This window comes from Mesorhizobium sp. WSM4828, assembly GCF_055811175.1.
This window is the reverse complement of the sequence record NZ_JBVVQK010000025.1, coordinates 79,803-100,662: the sequence shown is the minus strand read 5'-3', so window position 1 is coordinate 100,662 and position 20,860 is coordinate 79,803. Positions and strand designations below refer to the sequence as shown.

Genomic DNA, 20,860 nt, shown 5'->3' with positions numbered 1-20,860 from the left:
TCGCTAACCCTTCGCCGTCATCAGGCTGGGTAGAGGACTTGCACCTCCAAGCTGTCGATCATGCTCGGCACACAACAGAAAAGGGGCCCGCAGGCCCCTTTGAACTTCACAGAAAAACCGAAGCTTATGCAGCTGCGGCTTCCTCTTCGGTGCCTTCGGCCTCGATGCGGGCGCGGTCGCCGGCGCCTTTGGCCGAGGTGTCGCGGTCGACGAATTCGATGACGGCCATTGCGGCATTGTCACCATGGCGGAAGCCGGCCTTCATGATGCGCAGATAGCCGCCGTTGCGGGTGGCATAACGTGGCGCGATGGTATCGAACAGACGCTTGACGACGCCTTCATTGCCGATCTGGGCAATCACCTGCCGGCGGGCATGCAGGTCGCCGCGCTTGCCGAGCGTCACCAGCTTCTCGACGATCGGACGCAGATCCTTCGCCTTCGGCAGCGTGGTGAGGATCTGCTCGTGCTCGATAAGCGACACGGCAAGGTTGGCAAACATCGACTTGCGATGGCTGATGCTGCGGGCGAACCGGCGGCCTTTAAATCCGTGGCGCATGGCTCTTCTCCTTCATTGCGGGTTCAAGAGGCCTGAGCCTCAATATTGATCTTCGTAACGCTTGGCGAGGTCTTCGATGTTTTCCGGCGGCCAGTCCGGCACTTCCATGCCGAGATGCAGGCCCATCGCCGCCAGGACTTCCTTGATCTCGTTCAGCGACTTGCGGCCGAAGTTCGGGGTGCGCAGCATCTCGGCTTCGGTCTTCTGGATCAGGTCGCCGATATAGACGATGTTGTCGTTCTTCAGGCAGTTGGCCGAACGCACCGAAAGCTCGAGCTCGTCGACCTTCTTGAGCAGCGCCGGGTTGAAGGCAAGCTCGGTGACCTGTTCGGCGGCGACTTCCTTCTGCGGCTCGTCGAAATTGACGAACAGGCCGAGCTGGTCCTGCAGGATGCGAGCGGCGAAGGCCACCGCGTCCTCGCCCGAGATCGAACCGTCGGTCTCGATGGTCATGGTCAGCTTGTCATAGTCGAGAACCTGGCCCTCGCGGGTGTTCTCGACCTTGTAGGAGACCTTCTTGACCGGCGAATACAGGCTATCGACGGGGATCAGCCCGATCGGCGCGTCCTCGGCGCGGTTGCGGTCGGCCGGCACATAGCCCTTGCCGGTGTCGACGGTGAATTCCATGCGGATTTCAGCGCCTTCGTCCAGCGTGCAGATGACGTGGTCGGGATTGAGGATCTCGACGTCGCCAACCGTCTGGATGTCGCCGGCGAGAACCGCACCCGGTCCCTGCTTGCGTACGACCATGCGCTTGGGGCCGTCGCCTTCCATACGGATGGCGATTTCCTTGATGTTCAAGACGATGTCGGTCACGTCCTCGCGGACGCCGGCGATGGACGAGAATTCATGCAGGACGCCATCGATCTGCACGGCGGTCACAGCCGCGCCACGCAGCGAAGACAGAAGCACGCGGCGCAGCGCGTTGCCGAGGGTGAGGCCGAAGCCGCGCTCGAGCGGCTCGGCGACCAGCGTGGTCAGCGTCTTCTTCTTCGACGAGAACTCGATCTTGTTCGGCTTGATCAGTTCTTGCCAATTTTTCTGGATCATAGTGCTTTCCTTCCGTTGTCCCGCCACCATCCAATCGTGGCGGGCGACCTGGAATGCCGTGGAGGAGCGCCTTTGAGGCGCTCGCGCGGCGTTCGGTAAATTCGTTAGACGCGGCGCTTCTTGCGCGGGCGGCAGCCATTGTGCGGGATCGGCGTCACATCACGGATCGAGGTGATGGTGAAGCCGGCTGCCTGCAGCGCGCGCAGCGCCGATTCACGACCGGAGCCGGGTCCACAGACCTCGACCTCGAGCATGCGCATGCCGTGTTCCTGGGCCTTCTTGGCAACATCTTCTGCGGCCATCTGGGCAGCGAACGGGGTCGACTTGCGCGATCCCTTGAAGCCCTGGGCTCCGGCCGACGACCAGGCAATCGAGTTACCCTGCGCGTCCGTGATGGTGATCATCGTGTTGTTGAAGGTCGAATTGACGTGGGCAACGCCCGACGAGATGTTCTTGCGTTCGCGACGGCGAACACGAGCGGCTTCCTTGGCCATGATAGTCCTTTCAGTTGATCTCTACACCGCCGTAATGCCAGCGGCTCCACCAGGGAGAAGGCAGTAGGGGAATATGGCAGTAGGGCAGTATGTCTGCCGTTCCTATTGCCTTACTGCCCTACTCCCTTACTGCCCTAAATTACTTCTTCTTTCCGGCAATCGACTTGGCCGGGCCCTTGCGGGTGCGCGCATTGGTGTGTGTGCGCTGACCACGAACCGGCAGCGAGCGGCGGTGACGCAGGCCGCGGTAGCAGCCGAGGTCCATGAGCCGCTTGATGTTCATCGACACTTCGCGGCGCAGGTCGCCCTCGACCTGGTAATCGCGGTCGATGGTCTCGCGGATCTGCAGCACTTCCGCGTCGGTCAGCTGGTTGACGCGACGCTCGGCCGGGATGCCGACCTTGTCGACGATCTCCTGGGCGAACTTCTTGCCAATGCCGTGAATGTATTGAAGCGCAATGACGACGCGCTTGTTGGTCGGAATGTTGACGCCGGCTATACGAGCCATGTTCTTCTCTTCTCCATATAGGCCGGACGAGCCGGCGCTTCAAGTTGCCCCGCGTCCGGTGGAGGCCGGCCCTTGCGGGAGTTTCCAGTTCAAAGCGGCCTGCCTTGCCCTTGCGGACAAGCAAGCCTCATGCCTGATAGGAAGACGGGCCGCCATACCCCAGCGGACCGCTCCAGTCAAGCGCAATCGTTCGATTCGCTAGCCGGCCGCCTGGCCAACTTTCTGGGTCGTCGCCCTGAGCACCGCCTCGATCTGCTGCGTCACCGCATCAATGTCGGCCATGCCATCGACGCCCCTGAGTTTGCCCTTGGCGTAGTAGTAGCCGATCAGCGGCGAGGTTTTCTTGTAATATTCCCTCAAGCGTTCTTCGAACACCGCTGGACTGTCGTCCTTGCGCACCGGCAGGCCTGCGGCCTTGGCTTCTTCGGCGCGCTTGACGATTCGGCCAACCAGCGCCTTGTCGTCGACGACAAATTCGATGACTGCGTCGAGCTCCAGTCCGCGATCCGACAGCATTTCCTCAACGGCGTCCGCCTGCACCAGGGTTCGCGGGTATCCGTCAAGGATGAAGCCGTTTGCGCAATCAGCTTGATCGATGCGCTCAGCCACGATGGCGTTGACGATAACATCGGACACCAGTTCGCCAGCGTCCATCACCGCCTTGGCGCGCCTGCCGACTTCGGTGCCGGCCTGAACAGCAGCACGCAGCATGTCCCCCGTGGAAAGCTGTGGGATGCCGTGCCGTTCTACCAGTCTTAGTGCTTGTGTCCCCTTGCCCGCCCCCGGCGGTCCAAGCAATATCAACCTCATCTGGCCTTTTTCCCCCCGCGCAGCTTCGACTTCTTGATCAGGCCCTCATACTGGTGCGCGATCAGGTGACCCTGAATCTGCGCCACCGTATCGAGCGTTACACTGACCACGATCAGGAGCGAAGTGCCACCAAGGTAGAACGGTACGCCAGTCGCCGAAATCAGGAACTCAGGCAGCAGACACACCAGCACCAGATAGATGGCGCCGACGACGGTGATGCGGGTGAGCACATAGTCGATATAATCCGCAGTGCGCTCGCCCGGACGATAACCCGGGATGAAGCCCGAATGCTTCTTGAGCTGGTCGGCGGTGTCCTTCGGATTGAAGACGATCGCCGTGTAGAAGAAGGCGAAGAACACGATCATTGCCGCGTAGAAGGCCATATAGAGCGGCTGGCCATGGCCGAGCGCCGCCAAGATGGTGCTAGCCCATGCAGGCATATTGGTGGTCTGCGAGAAGCCGGCAACCGTTGCCGGAAGCAGCAGCAGCGACGAGGCGAAGATCGGCGGAATGACGCCGGAGGTGTTGAGCTTAAGCGGCAGATGCGAGGTATCGCCCTGGAACATGCGATTGCCGACCTGGCGCTTGGGATACTGGATCAGCAGGCGGCGCTGGGCGCGCTCGAAGAAGACGATCAGCGCAATGACGATGATGGCCAGCACGATGATTGCCAGGATCAGGCCGGTCGACAGGGCGCCGGTGCGGCCAAGCTCCAGCGTGCCGGAGATGGCGCGCGGCAAGCCGGCGACAATGCCGGAGAAGATGATCAGCGAAATGCCGTTGCCGATGCCGCGAGCGGTGATCTGCTCGCCAAGCCACATCAGGAACATGGTGCCGCCGACCAGCGTGACGACGGTAGAGATGCGGAAGAACATGCCGGGATCGTTGACGATGCCGTTGCCGCCCTCAAGCCCGACCGAAATGCCGTAGGCCTGAACCAGCGCCAGAAGCACGGTCCCGTAGCGCGTGTACTGGTTGATGATCTTGCGACCCTGCTCGCCTTCCTTCTTCAGCGCTTCCAGCGACGGAATGACCGAGGTCATCAGCTGCATTATGATGGAGGCCGAGATATAGGGCATGATGCCGAGGGCAAAGATCGCCATGCGCTGCACGGCGCCGCCGGCGAACATGTTGAACATACCGAGCACGCCCTTGCTCTGCGACGAGAAGGCCTGGGCGAAAGCGTCGGGATTGATGCCGGGCAGCGGGATATAGGTGCCAAGGCGGTAGACGAGCAGCGCGCCGATGGTGAACCAGATGCGCTTCTTCAGATCCTCGGCTTTGGCGAAGGCCGAAAAATTCAGATTCGAGGCTAGTTGTTCAGCAGCCGAAGCCATGCCTGATTCTCCGCTTGGTCACGCTCGATGCCCGCAGCTCAGGCGGCGCGTGTCACCGAAGCTCACGAGATAAGCTCCGGACTGCAAACATGCAAGCGGCCGCGTTGATGCGGCCGCCACATCTGTCGGATCAAAGCACGACCGCAGGCAAAACCGAATTCCACCTTTGCCGAACGTGCTTCAAATTGCCGTTACTCGGCAGCTGCCTTCTCAGGCAGCTTCACCGAACCGCCGGCCTTTTCGATCTTCTCGATCGCGGCCTTGGAGGCTCCGGCCACGTCGAAGGCAAGCTTGGCCTTGATGTCGCCGTCCGAAAGGATGCGCACGCCGTCCTTGACGCGACGGATGACGCCGGCCGCAACCAGCGCCTCGGCCGTCACAACTGTCTTAGCGTCGAACTTCTTGGCATCGAGCGCCGCCTGGATGCGGGCCAGCGACACGACGGTGAAGCTCTTGGCGAAGATATTGTTGAAGCCGCGCTTCGGCAGACGGCGGTAGAGCGGCATCTGGCCGCCCTCGAAGCCGTTGACGGCGACGCCGGAGCGCGCCTTCTGGCCCTTGACGCCGCGACCGGCGGTCTTGCCCGAACCGGAACCGATGCCACGGCCAAGACGCTTCTTGGAATGCGTCGCGCCGTCCTTGTCACGCAGATCGTTGAGTTTCATCTGGGTTCTCCTGCGCTCTGGCTCAGCCCTCGTCCACGACGCGGACGAGATGCTGGACGGCAGCGATCATGCCGCGCACCGAGGGCGTATCCTCCAGCGTGCGCTGCTTGTGCATCTTGTTGAGGCCGAGGCCGACCAGCGTTGCGCGCTGCTCTTTCGGCCGGCGGATCGGCGAACCGATCTGCTCGACGGTGATGGTCTTGGTAGCTTTCTTGGCCATGGTCAGATCCCTGGTCAGCGTCGACTATTCTTCAGCCGCAACGGCGGTGCCGCGGCGGGCCTGAAGGGTCGAATACTTGATGCCGCGCGCGGCAGCCACATCCTTTGGATGCATCTGGCTCTTCAACGCGTCGAAAGTGGCGCGAACCATGTTGTAGGGGTTCGAAGAACCCATCGACTTGGCGACCACGTCATGCATGCCGAGCGTCTCGAAAACGGCGCGCATCGGGCCGCCGGCGATGATGCCGGTACCTTGCTTGGCAGCGCGCAGCAGAACACGTCCCGCGCCCCAGCGTCCCTCGACGTCATGGTGCAGCGTGCGGCCCGAGCGCAGCGGCACGAAGATCATGTCGCGCTTGGCCGATTCGGTCGCCTTGCGGATCGCCTCCGGCACTTCGCGCGCCTTGCCGTGGCCGAAGCCGACGCGGCCCTTCTGGTCGCCGACGACGACGAGGGCTGCAAAGCCGAAGCGCCTGCCGCCCTTGACGACCTTGGCGACACGGTTGATGTGGACGAGCTTGTCGACCATGCCGTCGTCGCGCTCTTCGCGATCACGGCCGCGGCCGCCATCCCTACGTTCCTGTGCCATATCCTGTTCCTTGTTTTTTTCCGGAAGCACGGTTGATGATGATATCCGGCACCTCTGCGGGTCGCCGGGGGCGAATTTTCGTTTTTAGAAGCTCAGACCACCTTCACGGGCAGCCTCGGCAAGCGCCTTGACGCGGCCGTGGTAGATGTAGGCGCCGCGGTCGAAGACGACTTCCTTGACGCCGGCCTTCGAGGCACGCTCGGCGATCAGCTTGCCGATGGCAGCTGCGGCCGCGGTGTCGGCGCCGGTCTTGAGCGAGCCCTTGAGCTCCTTCTCGAGCGTCGATGCAGCGGCAATGGTGTGGCCCTTGGCGTCGTCGATCACCTGGACGTAGATGTTCTTCGACGTGCGATGGACCGACAAGCGCGGACGATCGCCGGCAACCTTCTTGATCTGGCGGCGGACGCGCTGAGCGCGGCGTTGGGTGGATTCTTTCGAGCCCATGATATCAGTTCCTTGCCTTCAAAAAACGGGGGCAACCATATGCGGTAGGACAAGCCTCCCGCGGCCGCTCCCCGCGGCGTTAAGATTACTTCTTCTTGCCTTCCTTGCGGACGATCTTCTCGCCAGCATAGCGAACGCCCTTGCCCTTGTAGGGCTCGGGGCTGCGATACTCGCGGATCTCGGCGGCGACCTGGCCGACCTGCTGCTTGTCGATGCCGGTCACGGTGATTTCCGTCGGCTTCGGCACCGAAATCGTCACGCCCTGCGGCGTCTCGTAGACGACGTCATGGCTGAAGCCGAGCGCCAGCTGCAGGTTCTTGCCCTGCATGGCGGCACGATAGCCGACGCCGGTGATCTCGAGCTTCTTTTCGAAGCCGTCCTTGACGCCCTGCAGGATGTTGACGATCTGCGTGCGCGACATGCCCCATTTGGAGCGGGCGGTCTTGGTCTGGTCGCGCGGCTGGACAGCGATCTCGCTGCCTTCCATCTTGACCAGCACTTCGTCGTTCACCACGAACTTCAGCTCGCCCTTCGGACCCTTCGCCGTCACGGTCTGGCCGTTGACGGTCGCGGTCACGCCTTGCGGCAGCGAAACGGGTTTCTTTCCAATACGAGACATTTTGTTGTCCTCGTCACTTCTCTTGTTTCAGGTCTCGGCTTTCGGGACTAGATCCCGAAAACCTGTTTCCAACCGGGTCACATACCAGATCAGAAGATCTGGCAGAGGATTTCCCCGCCGACATTCTGTTCACGCGCTTCGTGGTCGGCCATCACGCCCTTCGGCGTCGAAAGGATGGCGATGCCGAGGCCGTTGGCGACGTGCGGTATCGACTTGGCCGAAACGTAGACGCGGCGGCCGGGCTTCGAGACCCGGGCAATTTCGCGCACCACCGGCGCACCGTCGAAATACTTCAGCTCGATCTCGATTTCGGACTTGCCGTTGTCGAAGTCGGTCTGGCTGTAGTCGCGGATATAGCCTTCGGCCTTCAGCACGTCGAGGACGCGGGTACGCAGGCGCGAGGCCGGCGTCGAAACGCTCGACTTCTTACGGCCATACGCGTTGCGGATGCGGGTCAGCATATCGCCGAGAGGATCGCTCAATGACATGTTATGTCCTCCTTACCAGCTCGACTTGACCAGGCCTGGGATCTGGCCGTTATTGCCGAGATCACGAAGCGCGATACGCGATACTTTGAGCTTGCGATAATAGGCACGCGGACGTCCGGTGACTTCGCAGCGGTTGCGGATGCGGGTCTTGGCCGAGTTGCGCGGCAGCGCCGAAAGCTTCAGCTGAGCGCGGAAGCGCTCTTCCATCGGCTTGGACTGATCCATGATGATCGCCTTGAGCACCTTGCGCTTGGCAGCGAACTGGTCCGCAAGCTTGCGGCGCCTGTTGTTCTTCTCGACTGAGCTGGTCTTTGCCATTTCAGATTTTTCCTTTTCTCGCTGCCGTTACTGGCGGAAGGGGAAGTTGAAGGCCTTGAGCAATGCCCTGGCTTCGTCGTCCGTCTTCGCAGTCGTACAAACGATGACGTCCATGCCCCAGATCTGATCAACCTTGTCGTAGTTGATCTCCGGAAACACGATGTGTTCTTTGATGCCCATGGCATAGTTGCCACGGCCATCGAAGCTCTTCGGATTAAGTCCGCGGAAGTCGCGGACGCGCGGCAGTGCGATGTTCACGAGGCGGTCGAGGAACTCGTACATGCGTTCCTTGCGCAGCGTGACCTTGGCGCCGATCGGCATCTTCTCGCGAACCTTGAAGCCGGCGATCGAGTTGCGGGCGCGGGTGACGACGGCCTTCTGGCCGGCGATCATCGCAAGGTCTTCCGCCGCGATCGAAGGCTTCTTCGAATCGCCGGTAGCCTCGCCGACGCCCATGTTCAGCACGATCTTGTCGATGCGCGGAACCTGCATCTCGTTCTCGTAGCCGAACTGCTCCTGCAGCGCCTTGCGAATGGTCTCGTTGTAGACCTGCTTGAGGCGCGGCGTGTTCTGGGCAGTTGCCTGCTTGGTTTGAGCCTTAGCCATTGATGACTTCTCCCGAGCGCTTGGCGACGCGCACCTTCTTGCCGTCCTTCTGGAAGATAAAGCCGACGCGGGTCGGCTTGCCATCCTTGGGGTCGGCCAGCGCGATGTTCGACAGCTGGATCGGCGCTTCCTTGGTGATGATCCCGCCCTCTTGGGATTGGGACTGCTTCTGGTGACGACGGATCAGGTTGACGCCGCGCACCAGCGCGGTGTCGTCCTTCGGCTGCACCGAAAGGACTTCGCCCGAACGGCCCTTGTCCTTGCCGGCCAGCACGACGACCTTGTCGCCTTTTCTAATCTTTTGCATTGGTCCGGCTCCTTACAGCACTTCAGGCGCGAGCGAGATGATCTTCATGTGGTTCTTGGCGCGGAGTTCGCGCGGAACCGGTCCGAAGATACGCGTGCCGATCGGCTCTTTCTTGTTGTCGACGAGAACGGCTGCGTTCTTGTCGAAACGGATCACGCTGCCGTCCGGGCGGCGAATGTCCTTGGCCGTGCGAACCACGACCGCCTTCATCACATCGCCCTTCTTGACGCGGCCGCGCGGGATGGCTTCCTTGATCGACACCACGATGATGTCGCCCACGGAAGCGTATTTCCGCTTCGAGCCGCCCAGCACCTTGATGCACATGACACGACGGGCGCCGGAATTATCCGCGACGTCGAGGTTTGTTTGCATCTGAATCATGACTGGCCGCCTTCTTCTTTTCTAACGGGACGGGTTTCTCACCCCTCCCCGGTCTGTCCAAAATTCGTTTCGTTGACCCTGATCAGGCCTGGTCCGAAGACACCACGACCCAGCGCTTGTCCTTGGAAATCGGCTTCGATTCCTGGATGAACACCTGATCGCCGACCTTGTGGGCGTTGTTCTCGTCGTGCGCCTTGTACTTCTTGGTCATGCGCACGGTCTTCTTCATCACGGGATGCGTGAAGCGCCGTTCGACCTTGACGACAACCGTCTTCTCGTTCTTGTCGCTGACGACGGTGCCCTGCAGAATGCGCTTTGGCATGGTTTTCGTCCTTAAGCCTTCTTGGCCGCGGACTTTTCCGCAGCGATGGTCTTGATACGCGCAATGTCCTTGCGGACCTGCCTCACGCGCGCGGTCTTCTCAAGCTGGCCGGTGGCCTTCTGGAAGCGCAGGTTGAACTGCTCCTTCTTCAGGCTGGCCAGGTCGTCGGTCAGCTGGTCCTGGGTCTTGGTCCGGATGTCTTCGGCTTTCATGATCAGCCCGTCCTTATTCTGCGATGCGCTGTACGAAGCGCGTCCTGACCGAGAGCTTGGCCGCGCCGAGACGCAGCGCCTCACGGGCGGTTTCCTCGTTGACGCCGTCGATCTCGAACATGATGCGGCCCGGCTTGACGCGTGCCGCCCAGTAGTCGACCGCGCCCTTGCCCTTACCCATGCGGACTTCGGTCGGCTTCGACGTCACCGGCACGTCCGGGAAGATACGGATCCACACGCGGCCGGCACGCTTCATCTCGCGGGTGATCGCGCGGCGGGCCGCCTCGATCTCGCGCGCGGTGACGCGGTTCGGCTCAAGCGCCTTCAGCCCGAAACCACCGAAATCCAGGTTGGTGCCGCCCTTGGCGGTACCATGGATGCGGCCCTTGAACTGCTTGCGGAACTTTGTGCGCTTTGGCTGCAGCATCGTTCTAACTCCAAATTCCTAAATGTCTTACGCGTTTTCGCGACGGCGACCGCGTTCGCGCTCACCACCACCGCCATGCGCATGATCGCCCTCGGTGGCGCGGCGCTCCGAAGCCATCGGGTCGTGCTCGAGGATCTCGCCCTTGAACACCCAGACTTTGACGCCGCAGATGCCGTAGGCCGTATTCGCCTCGGCCGTGCCGTAGTCGACGTCGGCACGCAGCGTATGCAGCGGCACGCGGCCTTCACGATACCATTCCATGCGCGCGATCTCGGCGCCGCCGAGACGGCCGGCGCAGTTGATGCGGATGCCTTCGGCACCGAGGCGCATCGCCGACTGCACGGCGCGCTTCATGGCGCGGCGGAACGCGATGCGGCGCTCGAGCTGCTGGGCGATCGACTGGGCGACCAGGGTCGCGTCGATCTCCGGCTTGCGCACTTCGACGATGTTCAGATGCGTCTCGGACTTGGTCATCTCCATCAGCTTCTTGCGAAGCTTCTCGATGTCGGCGCCCTTCTTGCCGATGATCAGGCCCGGACGCGCCGCATGGATGGTGACGCGGCACTTCTTGTGCGGACGCTCGATCACGACCTTCGAGATCGCAGCCTGCTTGAGTTCCTTCTCAAGATATTTGCGGATCTTGATGTCCTCGTGCAGCAGCTTGCCGTACTCGCCGGTGTTCGCGAACCAGCGCGAATCCCAGGTGCGGTTGATGCCGAGACGCAGACCGATCGGATTGACTTTCTGGCCCATTATGCGGCCTCCCCTTTTTCTTCGACTTCACGAACGACGATCGTGAGGTGCGAGAACGGCTTCTCGATACGGCTGGCGCGACCACGGCCACGGGCATGGAACCGCTTCATGACGATCGACTTGCCGACATAGGCTTCCGCCACAATCAGCGCATCGACGTCGAGGTCGTGGTTGTTTTCCGCGTTGGCGATCGCCGATTCCAGCGTCTTCTTGACCGTGCCGGAAATCCGCTTGGCCGAGAATTCGAGGTCGGAAAGCGCTGTCGCGACCTTCTTGCCGCGGATCAGCGCGGCAACCAGGTTCAGCTTCTGCGGGCTGATACGGATCGTGCGCAACACGGCGCGCGCTTCGTTGTCAGCAAGCCTGCGCGGAGCTTTGGCCTTGCCCATGATTATTTCCTCTTCGCCTTCTTATCCGCGCCGTGACCGTAATAGGTCCGGGTCGGAGCGAATTCACCGAACTTGTGACCGACCATGTCCTCGTTCACCGAGACGGGAACGTGCTTCTGGCCGTTGTAGACACCGAAGGTGAAGCCGACGAACTGCGGCAGGATGGTGGAGCGGCGGCTCCACATCTTGATCACCTCATTGCGACCACCTTCACGAACCTTGTCCACCTTCTTCAGAAGGTAGCCGTCGATGAAGGGGCCTTTCCAAATCGAACGAGTCACTTGGCGTTACCTCTTCTTAGCTCTTGCGCTGATGGCGCGAGCGCAGGATGAACTTGTCGGTCGCCTTGTTGGACCGCGTCTTCTTGCCCTTGGTCGGCTTGCCCCAGGGCGAAACCGGATGGCGGCCACCCGAGGTGCGGCCTTCGCCGCCGCCATGTGGATGGTCGACCGGGTTCATGGTCACGCCGCGATTGTGCGGACGTTTGCCGCGCCACACGGTGCGGCCTGCCTTGCCGTCATTGATGTTGCCGTGGTCCGGATTGGACACGGCACCGACAGTGGCCATGCAGGAGCCGTGGACGACACGCTGCTCGCCCGAGTTGAGGCGCAGGATCGCCATGCCCTGGTCGCGACCGACGAGCTGGCCATAACCACCGGCCGAACGGGCGACCTGAGCGCCCTTGCCGGGCTTCAGCTCGATATTGTGGACGATCGTGCCAACCGGCATCGAGGCCAGCGGCATCGCATTGCCGGGTTTCACGTCGACCGATTCACCGGCCACGATCTTGTCGCCGGGAGCCAGACGCTGCGGGGCGATGATGTAGGACAGCTCGCCATCGTCATACTTGATCAGCGCGATGAAGGCGGTGCGGTTCGGATCGTATTCGATACGCTCGACCGTGCCGACGACGTCGAACTTGCGGCGCTTGAAGTCGATGATACGGTAGGTGCGCTTGTGACCGCCGCCGATGAAGCGGGCCGTGATGCGGCCGTAATTGTTGCGGCCGCCCGACTTGGTCAGGCCTTCGGTCAGGCCCTTGACGGGCTTGCCCTTGTAGAGGCCCGAGCGGTCGACGATGACCAGCTGACGGGTGCTCGGCGTTACCGGGTTGAATTTTTTCAGTGCCATTGTTCTGTCCTCGCCACCTTGCTCAGAGACCCGTCGCGACGTCGATCGACTGGCCGTCGGCCAGCGTCACAACCGCCTTCTTGACGTCGCTCTGGCGGCCGATCGTGCCGCGGAAGCGCTTGATCTTGCCCTTGCGGACAAGCGTGTTCACGGCCATCACCTTGACGCCGAACAGCGCTTCGACGGCGGCCTTGATTTCCGGCTTCGACGCCTTCTTGGCGACATTGAAGACGACCTGGTTCTGCTCGGAAGCCATGGTCGACTTTTCGGTGATCGCCGGCGAGACGATCACGTCGTAATGACGAAGGTCGGTCATTTGAAGCGCTCCTCGAGAGCCTCGACGGCGGCCTTCGAAAGGACCAGCGTGCCGCGGCGCAGAATGTCGTAGACGTTGATGCCCTGGATGGGCAGCACGTCGATGTTCGGGATGTTGGTCGCCGCCAGCTTGAAATTCTTGTCAAGCTCGGCGCCGCCGATCACCAGGGCGTTGCTCAGGCCCAGCGTCGCGAAATTCGCGATCAGTGCCTTGGTCTTGGCCTCGGTCAGCTTCAGCTCATCGATGATGATGATCGACGCGCTCTTGGCTTTGGCCGAAAGCGCATGCTTGAGACCGAGCGCACGCACCTTCTTCGGCAGATCGTGCTCGTGGCTGCGCACGACCGGGCCGTGGGCTTTACCGCCGCCGCGGAACTGCGGAGCGCGAGCCGAATGGTGACGGGCGCGGCCGGTACCCTTCTGCTTGTACATCTTGGCGCCGGTGCGGGCGATTTCCGCGCGGCCCTTGGCCTTGTGTGTGCCCTGCTGCTTCTTGGCAAGCTGCCAGCGCACGACGCGCTGCAGGATGTCCTCGCGCGGATCAAGGCCGAAAATCTCTTCGGAGAGCTTCAGCTTGCCGGCGTCCTTGCCGCCAAGCGTTGTAATCTTGAGGTCCATTATTCCGCTCCCTCTGTGGCCTGGGCCTCGTTCTTGGCGGCACCATCGGTTGCAACGGCGCGGATCGCGGCGGGCTTCGGCGCATTGGCCGGAAGCGCTACCTTGGCCGCGTCGCGGACCAGGATCCATGCACCCTTCGAACCCGGGACGGCACCGCGGATCAGGATCAGGCCGCGATCGGCGTCGGTCGAGACGACCTCGACATTCTGCGTGGTGACGCGGGTGTCACCCATGTGGCCGGCCATATGCTTGCCCTTGAACACCTTGCCCGGATCCTGGCGCTGGCCGGTCGAGCCGTGTGTACGGTGCGACACCGAGTTGCCGTGCGTCGCGCGGCCGCCACCCATGTGGTGCCGCTTGATGACGCCCTGAAAGCCCTTGCCGATCGTGGTTCCCGTCACATCGACCTTCTGGCCGACGACGAAATGCTCGACGGTGATCTCGGCGCCGACATCGATCATGTTGTCGGCGGAGACGCGGAACTCGGCAACCTTGGCCTTCGGCTCGACGGAAGCGGTCGCGAAATGGCCGCGCATCGCCTTCGACGTGTTCTTCACCTTGGCGAGGCCAACGCCGAGCTGGACGGCGGTATAGCCGTTCTTCTCCTGCGTGCGCTGCGCCACGACCTGGCAGTTCTCCATCTGGAGAACAGTGACGGGAACATGTTCCCCGGCATCGTTGTAGATGCGGGTCATTCCCACCTTCTTTGCAATCACACCTGAACGCATCGGTTCAATTCCTTTAGAGTTCCCTGTCGGGGCTGTCGCCCCTCCACGCCTCTTGTTCCTTCAGAGTTCCGGGTCGCCCCGCTGACCTCTGGTTCCTTAGAGCTTGATCTCGACGTCGACACCGGCGGCTAGGTCGAGCTTCATCAAAGCATCGACCGTCTGCGGGGTCGGGTCGACGATGTCGAGCAGACGCTTGTGCGTGCGCATCTCGAACTGCTCGCGGCTCTTCTTGTCGACGTGAGGCGACCGGTTGACCGTGAACTTTTCGATCCGCGTCGGCAGCGGAATGGGGCCGCGGACGTTGGCGCCGGTGCGCTTGGCGGTCGACACGATTTCCCGTGTCGAGGCGTCGAGCACCCGGTGATCAAACGCCTTCAGGCGGATGCGGATATTCTGTCCGTTCATGCGTCACTTCCTTGTTCTGGCGCGGCGCGGGCAGCGCCCGCGACAGATCGGTTTAAGTCCAAATTACTCTTTGATGGTGACGACGATGCCGGCACCGACGGTGCGGCCGCCTTCACGGATGGCGAAGCGCAGCTTCTCTTCCATGGCGATCGGCACGATCAGCTCGACATCGACGGTGATGTTGTCGCCCGGCATCACCATCTCGGTGCCTTCCGGCAGCGACACGATGCCGGTCACGTCCGTCGTGCGGAAATAGAACTGCGGGCGGTAGTTGGTGAAGAACGGCGTGTGGCGGCCGCCCTCGTCCTTGGTCAGGATGTAGGCTTCGGCAACGAACTTCTTGTGCGGCTTGACGGTGCCGGGCTTGGCCAGGACCTGGCCGCGCTCGACGCCTTCACGGTCGACACCGCGCAGCAGCGCGCCGATGTTGTCGCCGGCCTGGCCCTGGTCGAGCAGCTTGCGGAACATCTCGACGCCCGTGCAGGTCGTCTTGGTGGTCGGACGGATGCCGACGATCTCCAGCTCCTCGCCGACCTTGACGACGCCGCGCTCGACGCGGCCGGTCACCACCGTGCCGCGGCCCGAGATCGAGAACACGTCCTCGATCGGCATCAGGAACGGCTTGTCGAGCGGACGAACCGGTGTCGGGATGTAGGCATCGACCGCAGCCATCAGTTCGCGGATGGCGTCCTCGCCGATCTTCTTGTCGCTATCTTCAAGCGCGGCAAGCGCCGAACCCTTGACGATCGGAATGTCGTCGCCGGGGAACTCGTTCTTGGTCAAAAGCTCACGCACCTCGAGCTCGACCAGCTCGAGCAGCTCGGCGTCGTCGACCTGGTCGACCTTGTTCAAGAACACCACGATCGAGGGCACGCCGACCTGGCGGGCGAGCAGGATGTGCTCGCGGGTCTGCGGCATCGGGCCGTCGGCGGCCGACACCACCAGGATCGCGCCGTCCATCTGCGCAGCACCGGTGATCATGTTCTTCACATAGTCGGCGTGGCCGGGGCAGTCGACATGGGCATAGTGGCGGTTGGCGGTCTCGTATTCGACATGCGCCGTCGAAATGGTGATGCCGCGCGCCTTCTCTTCGGGCGCCGCATCGATCTGGTCGTAGCGCTTGTATTCGCCAAAATACTTGGTGATCGCCGCCGTCAGCGACGTCTTGCCATGGTCGACGTGACCAATCGTGCCAATGTTCACATGAGGCTTAGTGCGCTCGAATTTACCTTTTGCCATGTGATCTCTCCATTCCTGCCAGCCCGTGCGGGCCTTGAATTAAGTTACTGGTGCAACTCGTTCGAGTTACGCGTATTTCTTCTGGACTTCCTGCGCGACCGCGGTCGGGACCGGCTCGTAGTGGTCGAACTGCATCGTGTAGGCCGCGCGGCCCTGGCTCATCGAGCGAAGGTTGTCCACGTATTTGAACATGTTGGCGAGCGGCACCATCGCGTTGATCACCACCGCGACGCCACGTGCTTCCTGGCCCTGGATTTGGCCGCGACGGCCGTTCAGGTCGCCGATAACGCTGCCGACGTAATCTTCCGGCGTCACCACTTCGACCTTCATGATCGGCTCGAGCAACTGCACGCCAAGCTTGGGCGCTGCTTCACGGAAGCAGGCACGGCCGGCGATTTCGAAGGCCAAAACCGAGGAATCCACGTCGTGGTAGGCGCCATCGATCAGCGTCGCCTTGACGCCGATCATCGGGAAGCCGGCGAACGGGCCTGAGGTCATGACGCTGTTGATGCCCTTTTCGACACCGGGGATGTATTCCTTCGGCACGGCGCCGCCGACGATCTTTGTTTCGAACTCGAATTCGCTGCTTTCCGGATTCGGCTCGAACAGGATCTTGACGCGGGCGAACTGGCCGGTACCGCCGGTCTGCTTCTTGTGCGTGTAGTCCTGCTCGTGCTTGCGGGTGATCGTCTCGCGATAGGCCACCTGCGGCGCGCCGACATTGGCCTCGACCTTGAACTCGCGGCGCATGCGGTCGACGATGATGTCGAGGTGAAGCTCGCCCATGCCGGAAATGATCGTCTGGCCGCTTTCCTCGTCGGTCTTGACGCGGAAGGACGGATCCTCGGCAGCCAGGCGGTGAAGGGCGAGGCCCATCTTTTCCTGGTCGTTCTTGGTCTTCGGCTCGATGGCGATCTGGATGACCGGATCGGGGAATTCCATGCGCTCGAGGATGACCGGGTGCAGCGGATCACTGAGCGTGTCGCCGGTGGTGGTGTCCTTGAGACCAGCGAGGGCGACGATGTCGCCTGCAAACGCCTCTTCGACGTCGGCGCGCGAATTCGCATGCATCTGCAGCATGCGGCCGATGCGCTCTTTCTTGCCCTTCACGGTGTTATCGACCGAGATGCCCTTGGTGAGCTTGCCCGAATAGATGCGGGCAAAGGTGAGCGAACCGACGAATGGGTCGTTCATGATCTTGAAGGCAAGCATCGACAGCGGCTCGTTGTCGTCGGCATGACGCTCGATCTCGGCGTCGGTCTTGGCGTCGACGCCCTTGATGGCCGGGACATCGGCCGGCGACGGCAGATATTCGACGACGGCGTCGAGCAGCGGCTGCACGCCCTTGTTCTTGAAGGCCGAACCGCAGAACATCGGATAGAACTTCACCGCGATCGTGCCCTTGCGGATGAGCGCACGGATCTCGTCGTTGCTCGGCATCTTGCCTTCGAGGTAATTCTCGAGCGCCGTTTCGTCCATTTCGACGGCGGCCTCGATCATCTTCTCGCGGTATTCTTCGGCACGAGCCTTGAGGTCGGCAGGGATCTCGACGACGTCCCAGGCAGCGCCCAGCGTCTCGTCGCGCCAGACCAGCGCGTTCATCTCGACGAGGTCGACGACACCCTTGAACTCGGTCTCGGCGCCGATCGGCAGCTGCATGACGACGGCATGCGCACCGAGGCGCGAACCGATCATCTCGACCGAGCGGTAAAAGTCGGCGCCGATCTTGTCCATCTTGTTGCAGAAGATCATCCGCGGCACGCGATACTTGTCAGCCTGGCGCCAGACGGTCTCCGTCTGCGGCTCGACACCGGCATTGGCATCGAGCAGCGCGATGGCGCCGTCGAGCACGCGCAGCGAACGCTCGACCTCGATGGTGAAGTCGACGTGGCCGGGGGTGTCGATGATGTTGAAGCGATACATCTTGCCGTCGCGACCCTTCCAGAAGGTCGTGGTAGCGGCCGACGTGATGGTGATGCCGCGCTCCTGCTCCTGCTCCATCCAGTCCATGGTGGCAGCGCCGTCGTGGACTTCGCCGATCTTGTGCGACTTGCCCGTGTAATAGAGGACGCGCTCGGTGGTCGTCGTCTTGCCGGCGTCGATGTGCGCCATGATACCGAAATTGCGGTAGTCTTCGATTTTATATTCGCGGGCCATGGGAGGTGCCTCTTCAGTCTCGTTCGCGCTTTACCAGCGGTAGTGCGCGAAAGCGCGGTTGGCTTCTGCCATCTTGTGGGTGTCTTCACGCTTCTTGACGGCGGTGCCGCGGTTGTTGGCCGCGTCCATCAGCTCGCCAGAGAGGCGGTCGACCATAGTGGTCTCGTTGCGGTTGCGGGCGGCGGCGATCAGCCAACGGATGGCCAATGCCTGGCGGCGCTCGGGGCGCACGTCGACCGGAACCTGGTATGTAGCGCCGCCGACGCGACGCGAACGCACTTCCACATGTGGCGCGACATTGTCGAGCGCCTGATGGAAGACGGTGACCGGCTCCTGCTTGGTCTTGGACTGGACCTGGTCGAGCGCGCCGTAGACGATGGTCTCGGCAACCGACTTCTTGCCGTCATACATGACGGCATTCATGAACTTGGTGACGATCAGATCGCCGAACTTCGGGTCCGGATTGATCTCACGCTTTTCTGCACTGTGACGACGGGACATTTTTTCTCTGCCTCAATTCTACGCGGTGGCCTGGATCCCGGATCGTCGCTTGACGCCGTCCGGAACGACCTTGGCTACGCTTCGGTCACTTCGGACGCTTGGCGCCGTATTTCGAACGGCGCTGCTTGCGGTTCTTCACGCCTTGCGTGTCGAGCACGCCGCGGATGATGTGGTAACGGACGCCCGGAAGATCCTTGACGCGGCCGCCGCGGATCATCACCACCGAGTGCTCCTGAAGGTTATGGCCTTCGCCGGGGATGTAACCGATCACTTCAAAACCATTGGTCAGGCGGATCTTGGCCACCTTGCGCAGCGCCGAGTTCGGCTTCTTCGGCGTCGTGGTGTAGACGCGCGTGCAGACGCCCCGCTTCTGCGGGTTCTGCTGCATGGCCGGGACCTTGTTGCGCTTCACCGGCGCAATGCGCGGCTTGCGGATCAGCTGGTTGACGGTAGGCATTAAACCCTCTTGTCTCTCAATTCCGTGTCTTGCCCGGTCAGGGCCGCTCAAAGCGTCATTTCCATACGCAAATTCGGGCCACAAACCGCGCCTCGCGGTCTTGCCCGAACAAATGGCAGAGGAAGCGGAAGCCGCTTCATGCACGCCGGAAATGTCTTTTCGCTCGTAAAACGAACCCTGTTTGAGGCAAACTCCAAAGCGTGTCGCTTCGGAAGCGAGAGCCTCACATCGGTTCTGACTGGGCGGCTTCTACTCGTATGGCCACTGTCCGTCAACCCCGGAGCGGCAAATATTGCGCTGAACCCGAGGCTTGGCAGCCATGCGAAAAGCGCATGTAATTTTCTTGCGCCGTTTTTCAAGAGGAAGGCAGAAAGTGAGCGGCTTGCCGCTGTTTCCAGGCCGTGCTTCGTGCGAAAAGGCGGCATGAACAGCCCAAAACCCCTCGCCCGGAGGTACGAACCCGTGAATGACAATGAGGAGCGCCCGGTCACCATTATTACCGGCCGGGTGTGGAAGCGCAAAGGCGGCAAGCCGGAGGGCGTGCATGTGATGCTGGTCGCGCCGGACGACGATTCGGCGGTGCGCCGCGCTCTCGAATCACTTGCCGCGGAAGGTTACGCCGAGGCCGAGCTCGATCAGATCGGCGACCTGGACGGCGTGCCCGACGAGGAGCCGCATCTGTCCGCCTATCAGGGCGCGCTCGAAGGCGAAGTATCGATCGTGACGTTCGATGTGCCTATTTGAAGAGATCTGAATCGCGGTCGATCTCGCGGGCCGGCGACACAAGCCCGGCGACTTGCCCGGCACAAGTTCTCTGCTAAGAAGCGACCTCTGGCAAAACCAAGCACACTCAACCTGCGGAGTTCCCATGTCCTCTAATCCCATCAAGCTCGGCATCGTCGGCGTGGGAAAGATCGTCCGCGACCAGCATCTGCCTGCGCTGGCGAAGGACCAGGATTATCGCCTGGTTGCCGCAGCCAGCCGCCATGGCAAAGTCGAAGACATCCCGAATTTCCCGACGATCGAGGCGATGCTCGACGCGGTGCCGGAGCTCGAGGCGGTGTCGCTGTGCATGCCGCCGCAGTTTCGCTATGACTCAGCGCGCACGGCGCTGGTGGCGAAAAAGCATGTCTTCTTGGAAAAGCCGCCCGGCGCCACGGTCAGCGAGGTCGAAGACCTGAAGGCGCTGGCGGCAGCGAACGGCGTTTGCCTGTTCGCCAGCTGGCATTCACGCTATGCGCCGGCTGTCGAAGCTGCACGTGCATTCCTCAGCTCGACTACGATCAGGTCGGCTGCCATCAACTGGAAGGAGGACGTGCGCCGCTGGCATCCGAACCAGGAGTGGATCTGGGCTCCCGGCGGTTTTGGTGTCTTCGATCCCGGTATCAACGCGCTGTCGATCGCCACCCACATCCTGCCGCCGATGTTCATCAGCTCGGCAGAGCTCGATTTCCCCGAAAACCGCGCTGCCCCGATCGCCGCCCATATCGCCTTCCGCACTTCGAACGGTCTGCCGGTGACGATGGAACTCGACTGGCGCCAGACCGGCCCGCAAAGCTGGGACATTCTGGCCGATACCGAGGCCGGATCGATGGTACTTTCCGGCGGCGGCTCGAAGCTCGCCATCGATGGTCGCGTCGTTCACGAGGAGCCGGAAGCGGAGTACCCGATGCTCTACAAGCGATTCGCCGAGATCGTGCGCGCGGGCACCTCCGACGTCGATCTCGAGCCCCTGCAGCACGTCGCCGACGCCTTCATGCTCGGCAGGCGCAATGTGGTCGAAGCGTTTTTCGATTGATACTGACGCCGGTAGAG

Annotated in this window: 33 protein-coding genes; 2 read left to right on the top strand and 31 right to left on the bottom strand. The window is 62.0% G+C overall.

Annotation, left to right across the window (positions count from 1 at the left end; all coding sequences use genetic code 11):
* Nucleotides 1-124: 124 nt before the first annotated feature.
* The 31 genes from rplQ to rpsL all read right to left on the bottom strand — a co-directional run bounded on the left by rplQ (nucleotide 125) and on the right by rpsL (nucleotide 19,045).
* Entirely contained in the window at nucleotides 125-556 is a 432-nt protein-coding gene (gene rplQ / locus AC0L2X_RS24765) for a 50S ribosomal protein L17 (protein ID WP_023675127.1), read from the bottom strand.
* 39 nt (nucleotides 557-595) lie between these two features.
* The gene (locus AC0L2X_RS24760) at nucleotides 596-1,606 is read right to left on the bottom strand and encodes a DNA-directed RNA polymerase subunit alpha (RefSeq protein ID WP_023675128.1); all 1,011 of its coding nucleotides are present in this window, start codon (nucleotides 1,604-1,606) and stop codon (nucleotides 596-598) included.
* A 104-nt stretch (nucleotides 1,607-1,710) separates the two neighbouring features.
* Entirely contained in the window at nucleotides 1,711-2,100 is a 390-nt protein-coding gene (rpsK, locus tag AC0L2X_RS24755) for a 30S ribosomal protein S11 (RefSeq protein WP_006205444.1), read from the bottom strand.
* A gap of 139 nt (nucleotides 2,101-2,239) precedes the next feature.
* Complete coding sequence (rpsM, locus tag AC0L2X_RS24750) at nucleotides 2,240-2,608, bottom strand: 30S ribosomal protein S13 (RefSeq protein WP_006205445.1); 369 nt, start codon at nucleotides 2,606-2,608, stop codon at nucleotides 2,240-2,242.
* A gap of 198 nt (nucleotides 2,609-2,806) precedes the next feature.
* Nucleotides 2,807-3,418 (bottom strand): adenylate kinase, encoded by a 612-nt coding sequence (locus AC0L2X_RS24745; RefSeq protein WP_473562227.1) that lies wholly within the window; start codon nucleotides 3,416-3,418, stop codon nucleotides 2,807-2,809.
* On the bottom strand, nucleotides 3,415-4,755 hold the full coding sequence (secY, locus tag AC0L2X_RS24740) for a preprotein translocase subunit SecY (protein WP_023675130.1): 1,341 nt from the start codon (nucleotides 4,753-4,755) through the stop codon (nucleotides 3,415-3,417). The genes AC0L2X_RS24745 and secY overlap by 4 nt, the downstream gene beginning before the upstream one ends.
* A gap of 191 nt (nucleotides 4,756-4,946) precedes the next feature.
* Nucleotides 4,947-5,420 carry a 50S ribosomal protein L15 gene (rplO, locus tag AC0L2X_RS24735; protein WP_352491399.1) on the bottom strand — a complete coding sequence of 158 codons (474 nt, stop codon included), beginning with the start codon at nucleotides 5,418-5,420 and terminating at the stop codon, nucleotides 4,947-4,949.
* A gap of 22 nt (nucleotides 5,421-5,442) precedes the next feature.
* The gene (rpmD, locus tag AC0L2X_RS24730; RefSeq protein WP_006205449.1) at nucleotides 5,443-5,640 is read right to left on the bottom strand and encodes a 50S ribosomal protein L30; all 198 of its coding nucleotides are present in this window, start codon (nucleotides 5,638-5,640) and stop codon (nucleotides 5,443-5,445) included.
* A 24-nt stretch (nucleotides 5,641-5,664) separates the two neighbouring features.
* Nucleotides 5,665-6,228, bottom strand: a complete 564-nt coding sequence (gene rpsE / locus AC0L2X_RS24725; RefSeq protein ID WP_006333394.1) for a 30S ribosomal protein S5 — start codon at nucleotides 6,226-6,228, stop codon at nucleotides 5,665-5,667.
* An 84-nt stretch (nucleotides 6,229-6,312) separates the two neighbouring features.
* On the bottom strand, nucleotides 6,313-6,672 hold the full coding sequence (gene rplR / locus AC0L2X_RS24720) for a 50S ribosomal protein L18 (RefSeq protein ID WP_023675132.1): 360 nt from the start codon (nucleotides 6,670-6,672) through the stop codon (nucleotides 6,313-6,315).
* Between the two features lie 85 nt (nucleotides 6,673-6,757).
* Nucleotides 6,758-7,291 (bottom strand): 50S ribosomal protein L6, encoded by a 534-nt coding sequence (gene rplF, locus AC0L2X_RS24715; RefSeq protein ID WP_023675133.1) that lies wholly within the window; start codon nucleotides 7,289-7,291, stop codon nucleotides 6,758-6,760.
* An 89-nt stretch (nucleotides 7,292-7,380) separates the two neighbouring features.
* Nucleotides 7,381-7,779, bottom strand: coding sequence for a 30S ribosomal protein S8 (rpsH, locus tag AC0L2X_RS24710; RefSeq protein WP_006205453.1), 399 nt, complete (start codon nucleotides 7,777-7,779; stop codon nucleotides 7,381-7,383).
* Between the two features lie 12 nt (nucleotides 7,780-7,791).
* The gene (rpsN, locus tag AC0L2X_RS24705; protein WP_023675134.1) at nucleotides 7,792-8,097 is read right to left on the bottom strand and encodes a 30S ribosomal protein S14; all 306 of its coding nucleotides are present in this window, start codon (nucleotides 8,095-8,097) and stop codon (nucleotides 7,792-7,794) included.
* 27 nt (nucleotides 8,098-8,124) lie between these two features.
* Nucleotides 8,125-8,703 (bottom strand): 50S ribosomal protein L5, encoded by a 579-nt coding sequence (rplE, locus tag AC0L2X_RS24700; RefSeq protein ID WP_008875670.1) that lies wholly within the window; start codon nucleotides 8,701-8,703, stop codon nucleotides 8,125-8,127.
* The gene (gene rplX, locus AC0L2X_RS24695; protein WP_254817150.1) at nucleotides 8,696-9,010 is read right to left on the bottom strand and encodes a 50S ribosomal protein L24; all 315 of its coding nucleotides are present in this window, start codon (nucleotides 9,008-9,010) and stop codon (nucleotides 8,696-8,698) included. The genes rplE and rplX overlap by 8 nt, the downstream gene beginning before the upstream one ends.
* A gap of 12 nt (nucleotides 9,011-9,022) precedes the next feature.
* Nucleotides 9,023-9,391, bottom strand: coding sequence for a 50S ribosomal protein L14 (gene rplN, locus AC0L2X_RS24690; RefSeq protein WP_006205457.1), 369 nt, complete (start codon nucleotides 9,389-9,391; stop codon nucleotides 9,023-9,025).
* A gap of 82 nt (nucleotides 9,392-9,473) precedes the next feature.
* Nucleotides 9,474-9,713 carry a 30S ribosomal protein S17 gene (gene rpsQ / locus AC0L2X_RS24685; RefSeq protein WP_023675136.1) on the bottom strand — a complete coding sequence of 80 codons (240 nt, stop codon included), beginning with the start codon at nucleotides 9,711-9,713 and terminating at the stop codon, nucleotides 9,474-9,476.
* A gap of 11 nt (nucleotides 9,714-9,724) precedes the next feature.
* On the bottom strand, nucleotides 9,725-9,925 hold the full coding sequence (gene rpmC, locus AC0L2X_RS24680; RefSeq protein ID WP_006205459.1) for a 50S ribosomal protein L29: 201 nt from the start codon (nucleotides 9,923-9,925) through the stop codon (nucleotides 9,725-9,727).
* Nucleotides 9,926-9,938: 13 nt separating this feature from the next.
* Nucleotides 9,939-10,352: a 50S ribosomal protein L16 gene (rplP, locus tag AC0L2X_RS24675; RefSeq protein WP_006205460.1), complete on the bottom strand. Its 414-nt coding sequence runs from the start codon at nucleotides 10,350-10,352 to the stop codon at nucleotides 9,939-9,941.
* A 27-nt stretch (nucleotides 10,353-10,379) separates the two neighbouring features.
* On the bottom strand, nucleotides 10,380-11,105 hold the full coding sequence (rpsC, locus tag AC0L2X_RS24670; protein ID WP_023675137.1) for a 30S ribosomal protein S3: 726 nt from the start codon (nucleotides 11,103-11,105) through the stop codon (nucleotides 10,380-10,382).
* A complete protein-coding gene (gene rplV, locus AC0L2X_RS24665) occupies nucleotides 11,105-11,494 on the bottom strand; it encodes a 50S ribosomal protein L22 (protein WP_006205462.1) in 390 nt (129 codons plus the stop codon). The genes rpsC and rplV overlap by 1 nt, the downstream gene beginning before the upstream one ends.
* A 2-nt stretch (nucleotides 11,495-11,496) precedes the next feature.
* Nucleotides 11,497-11,775, bottom strand: a complete 279-nt coding sequence (gene rpsS / locus AC0L2X_RS24660; protein ID WP_006205463.1) for a 30S ribosomal protein S19 — start codon at nucleotides 11,773-11,775, stop codon at nucleotides 11,497-11,499.
* 16 nt (nucleotides 11,776-11,791) lie between these two features.
* Nucleotides 11,792-12,625: a 50S ribosomal protein L2 gene (gene rplB, locus AC0L2X_RS24655; protein ID WP_023675138.1), complete on the bottom strand. Its 834-nt coding sequence runs from the start codon at nucleotides 12,623-12,625 to the stop codon at nucleotides 11,792-11,794.
* 22 nt (nucleotides 12,626-12,647) lie between these two features.
* Nucleotides 12,648-12,941 carry a 50S ribosomal protein L23 gene (locus tag AC0L2X_RS24650; protein ID WP_006205465.1) on the bottom strand — a complete coding sequence of 98 codons (294 nt, stop codon included), beginning with the start codon at nucleotides 12,939-12,941 and terminating at the stop codon, nucleotides 12,648-12,650.
* Complete coding sequence (rplD, locus tag AC0L2X_RS24645; protein ID WP_023675140.1) at nucleotides 12,938-13,558, bottom strand: 50S ribosomal protein L4; 621 nt, start codon at nucleotides 13,556-13,558, stop codon at nucleotides 12,938-12,940. The genes AC0L2X_RS24650 and rplD overlap by 4 nt, the downstream gene beginning before the upstream one ends.
* The gene (gene rplC / locus AC0L2X_RS24640) at nucleotides 13,558-14,286 is read right to left on the bottom strand and encodes a 50S ribosomal protein L3 (RefSeq protein WP_352469149.1); all 729 of its coding nucleotides are present in this window, start codon (nucleotides 14,284-14,286) and stop codon (nucleotides 13,558-13,560) included. The genes rplD and rplC overlap by 1 nt, the downstream gene beginning before the upstream one ends.
* 96 nt (nucleotides 14,287-14,382) lie before the next feature.
* Nucleotides 14,383-14,691 (bottom strand): 30S ribosomal protein S10, encoded by a 309-nt coding sequence (gene rpsJ, locus AC0L2X_RS24635; RefSeq protein WP_006205468.1) that lies wholly within the window; start codon nucleotides 14,689-14,691, stop codon nucleotides 14,383-14,385.
* Between the two features lie 63 nt (nucleotides 14,692-14,754).
* Nucleotides 14,755-15,930 carry an elongation factor Tu gene (gene tuf, locus AC0L2X_RS24630; protein ID WP_254817137.1) on the bottom strand — a complete coding sequence of 392 codons (1,176 nt, stop codon included), beginning with the start codon at nucleotides 15,928-15,930 and terminating at the stop codon, nucleotides 14,755-14,757.
* Nucleotides 15,931-15,996: 66 nt separating this feature from the next.
* The gene (gene fusA, locus AC0L2X_RS24625) at nucleotides 15,997-18,087 is read right to left on the bottom strand and encodes an elongation factor G (RefSeq protein WP_473562173.1); all 2,091 of its coding nucleotides are present in this window, start codon (nucleotides 18,085-18,087) and stop codon (nucleotides 15,997-15,999) included.
* A gap of 30 nt (nucleotides 18,088-18,117) precedes the next feature.
* Nucleotides 18,118-18,588, bottom strand: a complete 471-nt coding sequence (gene rpsG / locus AC0L2X_RS24620; RefSeq protein WP_008875664.1) for a 30S ribosomal protein S7 — start codon at nucleotides 18,586-18,588, stop codon at nucleotides 18,118-18,120.
* 85 nt (nucleotides 18,589-18,673) lie between these two features.
* The gene (gene rpsL / locus AC0L2X_RS24615; RefSeq protein WP_006333356.1) at nucleotides 18,674-19,045 is read right to left on the bottom strand and encodes a 30S ribosomal protein S12; all 372 of its coding nucleotides are present in this window, start codon (nucleotides 19,043-19,045) and stop codon (nucleotides 18,674-18,676) included.
* Between the two features lie 462 nt (nucleotides 19,046-19,507).
* Here rpsL and AC0L2X_RS24610 point away from each other — a divergent pair, with 462 nt between their 5' ends.
* Both AC0L2X_RS24610 and AC0L2X_RS24605 read left to right on the top strand, forming a co-directional pair.
* Complete coding sequence (locus AC0L2X_RS24610; RefSeq protein WP_254817147.1) at nucleotides 19,508-19,789, top strand: transcriptional regulator; 282 nt, start codon at nucleotides 19,508-19,510, stop codon at nucleotides 19,787-19,789.
* Between the two features lie 124 nt (nucleotides 19,790-19,913).
* Nucleotides 19,914-20,843, top strand: coding sequence for a Gfo/Idh/MocA family protein (locus AC0L2X_RS24605; RefSeq protein WP_473562174.1), 930 nt, complete (start codon nucleotides 19,914-19,916; stop codon nucleotides 20,841-20,843).
* The last annotated feature ends 17 nt before the right edge of the window (nucleotides 20,844-20,860 follow it).

What these genes read in the sequence shown, in the direction of transcription:
- rplQ (WP_023675127.1), bottom strand. Translation starts at nt 556, where the DNA reads ATGCGCCACGGATTTAAAGGCCGCCGGTTCGCCCGCAGCATCAGCCAT.
- AC0L2X_RS24760 (WP_023675128.1), bottom strand. Translation starts at nt 1,606, where the DNA reads ATGATCCAGAAAAATTGGCAAGAACTGATCAAGCCGAACAAGATCGAG.
- rpsK (WP_006205444.1), bottom strand. Translation starts at nt 2,100, where the DNA reads ATGGCCAAGGAAGCCGCTCGTGTTCGCCGTCGCGAACGCAAGAACATC.
- rpsM (WP_006205445.1), bottom strand. Translation starts at nt 2,608, where the DNA reads ATGGCTCGTATAGCCGGCGTCAACATTCCGACCAACAAGCGCGTCGTC.
- AC0L2X_RS24745 (WP_473562227.1), bottom strand. Translation starts at nt 3,418, where the DNA reads ATGAGGTTGATATTGCTTGGACCGCCGGGGGCGGGCAAGGGGACACAA.
- secY (WP_023675130.1), bottom strand. Translation starts at nt 4,755, where the DNA reads ATGGCTTCGGCTGCTGAACAACTAGCCTCGAATCTGAATTTTTCGGCC.
- rplO (WP_352491399.1), bottom strand. Translation starts at nt 5,420, where the DNA reads ATGAAACTCAACGATCTGCGTGACAAGGACGGCGCGACGCATTCCAAG.
- rpmD (WP_006205449.1), bottom strand. Translation starts at nt 5,640, where the DNA reads ATGGCCAAGAAAGCTACCAAGACCATCACCGTCGAGCAGATCGGTTCG.
- rpsE (WP_006333394.1), bottom strand. Translation starts at nt 6,228, where the DNA reads ATGGCACAGGAACGTAGGGATGGCGGCCGCGGCCGTGATCGCGAAGAG.
- rplR (WP_023675132.1), bottom strand. Translation starts at nt 6,672, where the DNA reads ATGGGCTCGAAAGAATCCACCCAACGCCGCGCTCAGCGCGTCCGCCGC.
- rplF (WP_023675133.1), bottom strand. Translation starts at nt 7,291, where the DNA reads ATGTCTCGTATTGGAAAGAAACCCGTTTCGCTGCCGCAAGGCGTGACC.
- rpsH (WP_006205453.1), bottom strand. Translation starts at nt 7,779, where the DNA reads ATGTCATTGAGCGATCCTCTCGGCGATATGCTGACCCGCATCCGCAAC.
- rpsN (WP_023675134.1), bottom strand. Translation starts at nt 8,097, where the DNA reads ATGGCAAAGACCAGCTCAGTCGAGAAGAACAACAGGCGCCGCAAGCTT.
- rplE (WP_008875670.1), bottom strand. Translation starts at nt 8,703, where the DNA reads ATGGCTAAGGCTCAAACCAAGCAGGCAACTGCCCAGAACACGCCGCGC.
- rplX (WP_254817150.1), bottom strand. Translation starts at nt 9,010, where the DNA reads ATGCAAAAGATTAGAAAAGGCGACAAGGTCGTCGTGCTGGCCGGCAAG.
- rplN (WP_006205457.1), bottom strand. Translation starts at nt 9,391, where the DNA reads ATGATTCAGATGCAAACAAACCTCGACGTCGCGGATAATTCCGGCGCC.
- rpsQ (WP_023675136.1), bottom strand. Translation starts at nt 9,713, where the DNA reads ATGCCAAAGCGCATTCTGCAGGGCACCGTCGTCAGCGACAAGAACGAG.
- rpmC (WP_006205459.1), bottom strand. Translation starts at nt 9,925, where the DNA reads ATGAAAGCCGAAGACATCCGGACCAAGACCCAGGACCAGCTGACCGAC.
- rplP (WP_006205460.1), bottom strand. Translation starts at nt 10,352, where the DNA reads ATGCTGCAGCCAAAGCGCACAAAGTTCCGCAAGCAGTTCAAGGGCCGC.
- rpsC (WP_023675137.1), bottom strand. Translation starts at nt 11,105, where the DNA reads ATGGGCCAGAAAGTCAATCCGATCGGTCTGCGTCTCGGCATCAACCGC.
- rplV (WP_006205462.1), bottom strand. Translation starts at nt 11,494, where the DNA reads ATGGGCAAGGCCAAAGCTCCGCGCAGGCTTGCTGACAACGAAGCGCGC.
- rplB (WP_023675138.1), bottom strand. Translation starts at nt 12,625, where the DNA reads ATGGCACTGAAAAAATTCAACCCGGTAACGCCGAGCACCCGTCAGCTG.
- AC0L2X_RS24650 (WP_006205465.1), bottom strand. Translation starts at nt 12,941, where the DNA reads ATGACCGACCTTCGTCATTACGACGTGATCGTCTCGCCGGCGATCACC.
- rplD (WP_023675140.1), bottom strand. Translation starts at nt 13,558, where the DNA reads ATGGACCTCAAGATTACAACGCTTGGCGGCAAGGACGCCGGCAAGCTG.
- rplC (WP_352469149.1), bottom strand. Translation starts at nt 14,286, where the DNA reads ATGCGTTCAGGTGTGATTGCAAAGAAGGTGGGAATGACCCGCATCTAC.
- rpsJ (WP_006205468.1), bottom strand. Translation starts at nt 14,691, where the DNA reads ATGAACGGACAGAATATCCGCATCCGCCTGAAGGCGTTTGATCACCGG.
- tuf (WP_254817137.1), bottom strand. Translation starts at nt 15,930, where the DNA reads ATGGCAAAAGGTAAATTCGAGCGCACTAAGCCTCATGTGAACATTGGC.
- fusA (WP_473562173.1), bottom strand. Translation starts at nt 18,087, where the DNA reads ATGGCCCGCGAATATAAAATCGAAGACTACCGCAATTTCGGTATCATG.
- rpsG (WP_008875664.1), bottom strand. Translation starts at nt 18,588, where the DNA reads ATGTCCCGTCGTCACAGTGCAGAAAAGCGTGAGATCAATCCGGACCCG.
- rpsL (WP_006333356.1), bottom strand. Translation starts at nt 19,045, where the DNA reads ATGCCTACCGTCAACCAGCTGATCCGCAAGCCGCGCATTGCGCCGGTG.
- AC0L2X_RS24605 (WP_473562174.1), top strand. Translation starts at nt 19,914, where the DNA reads ATGTCCTCTAATCCCATCAAGCTCGGCATCGTCGGCGTGGGAAAGATC.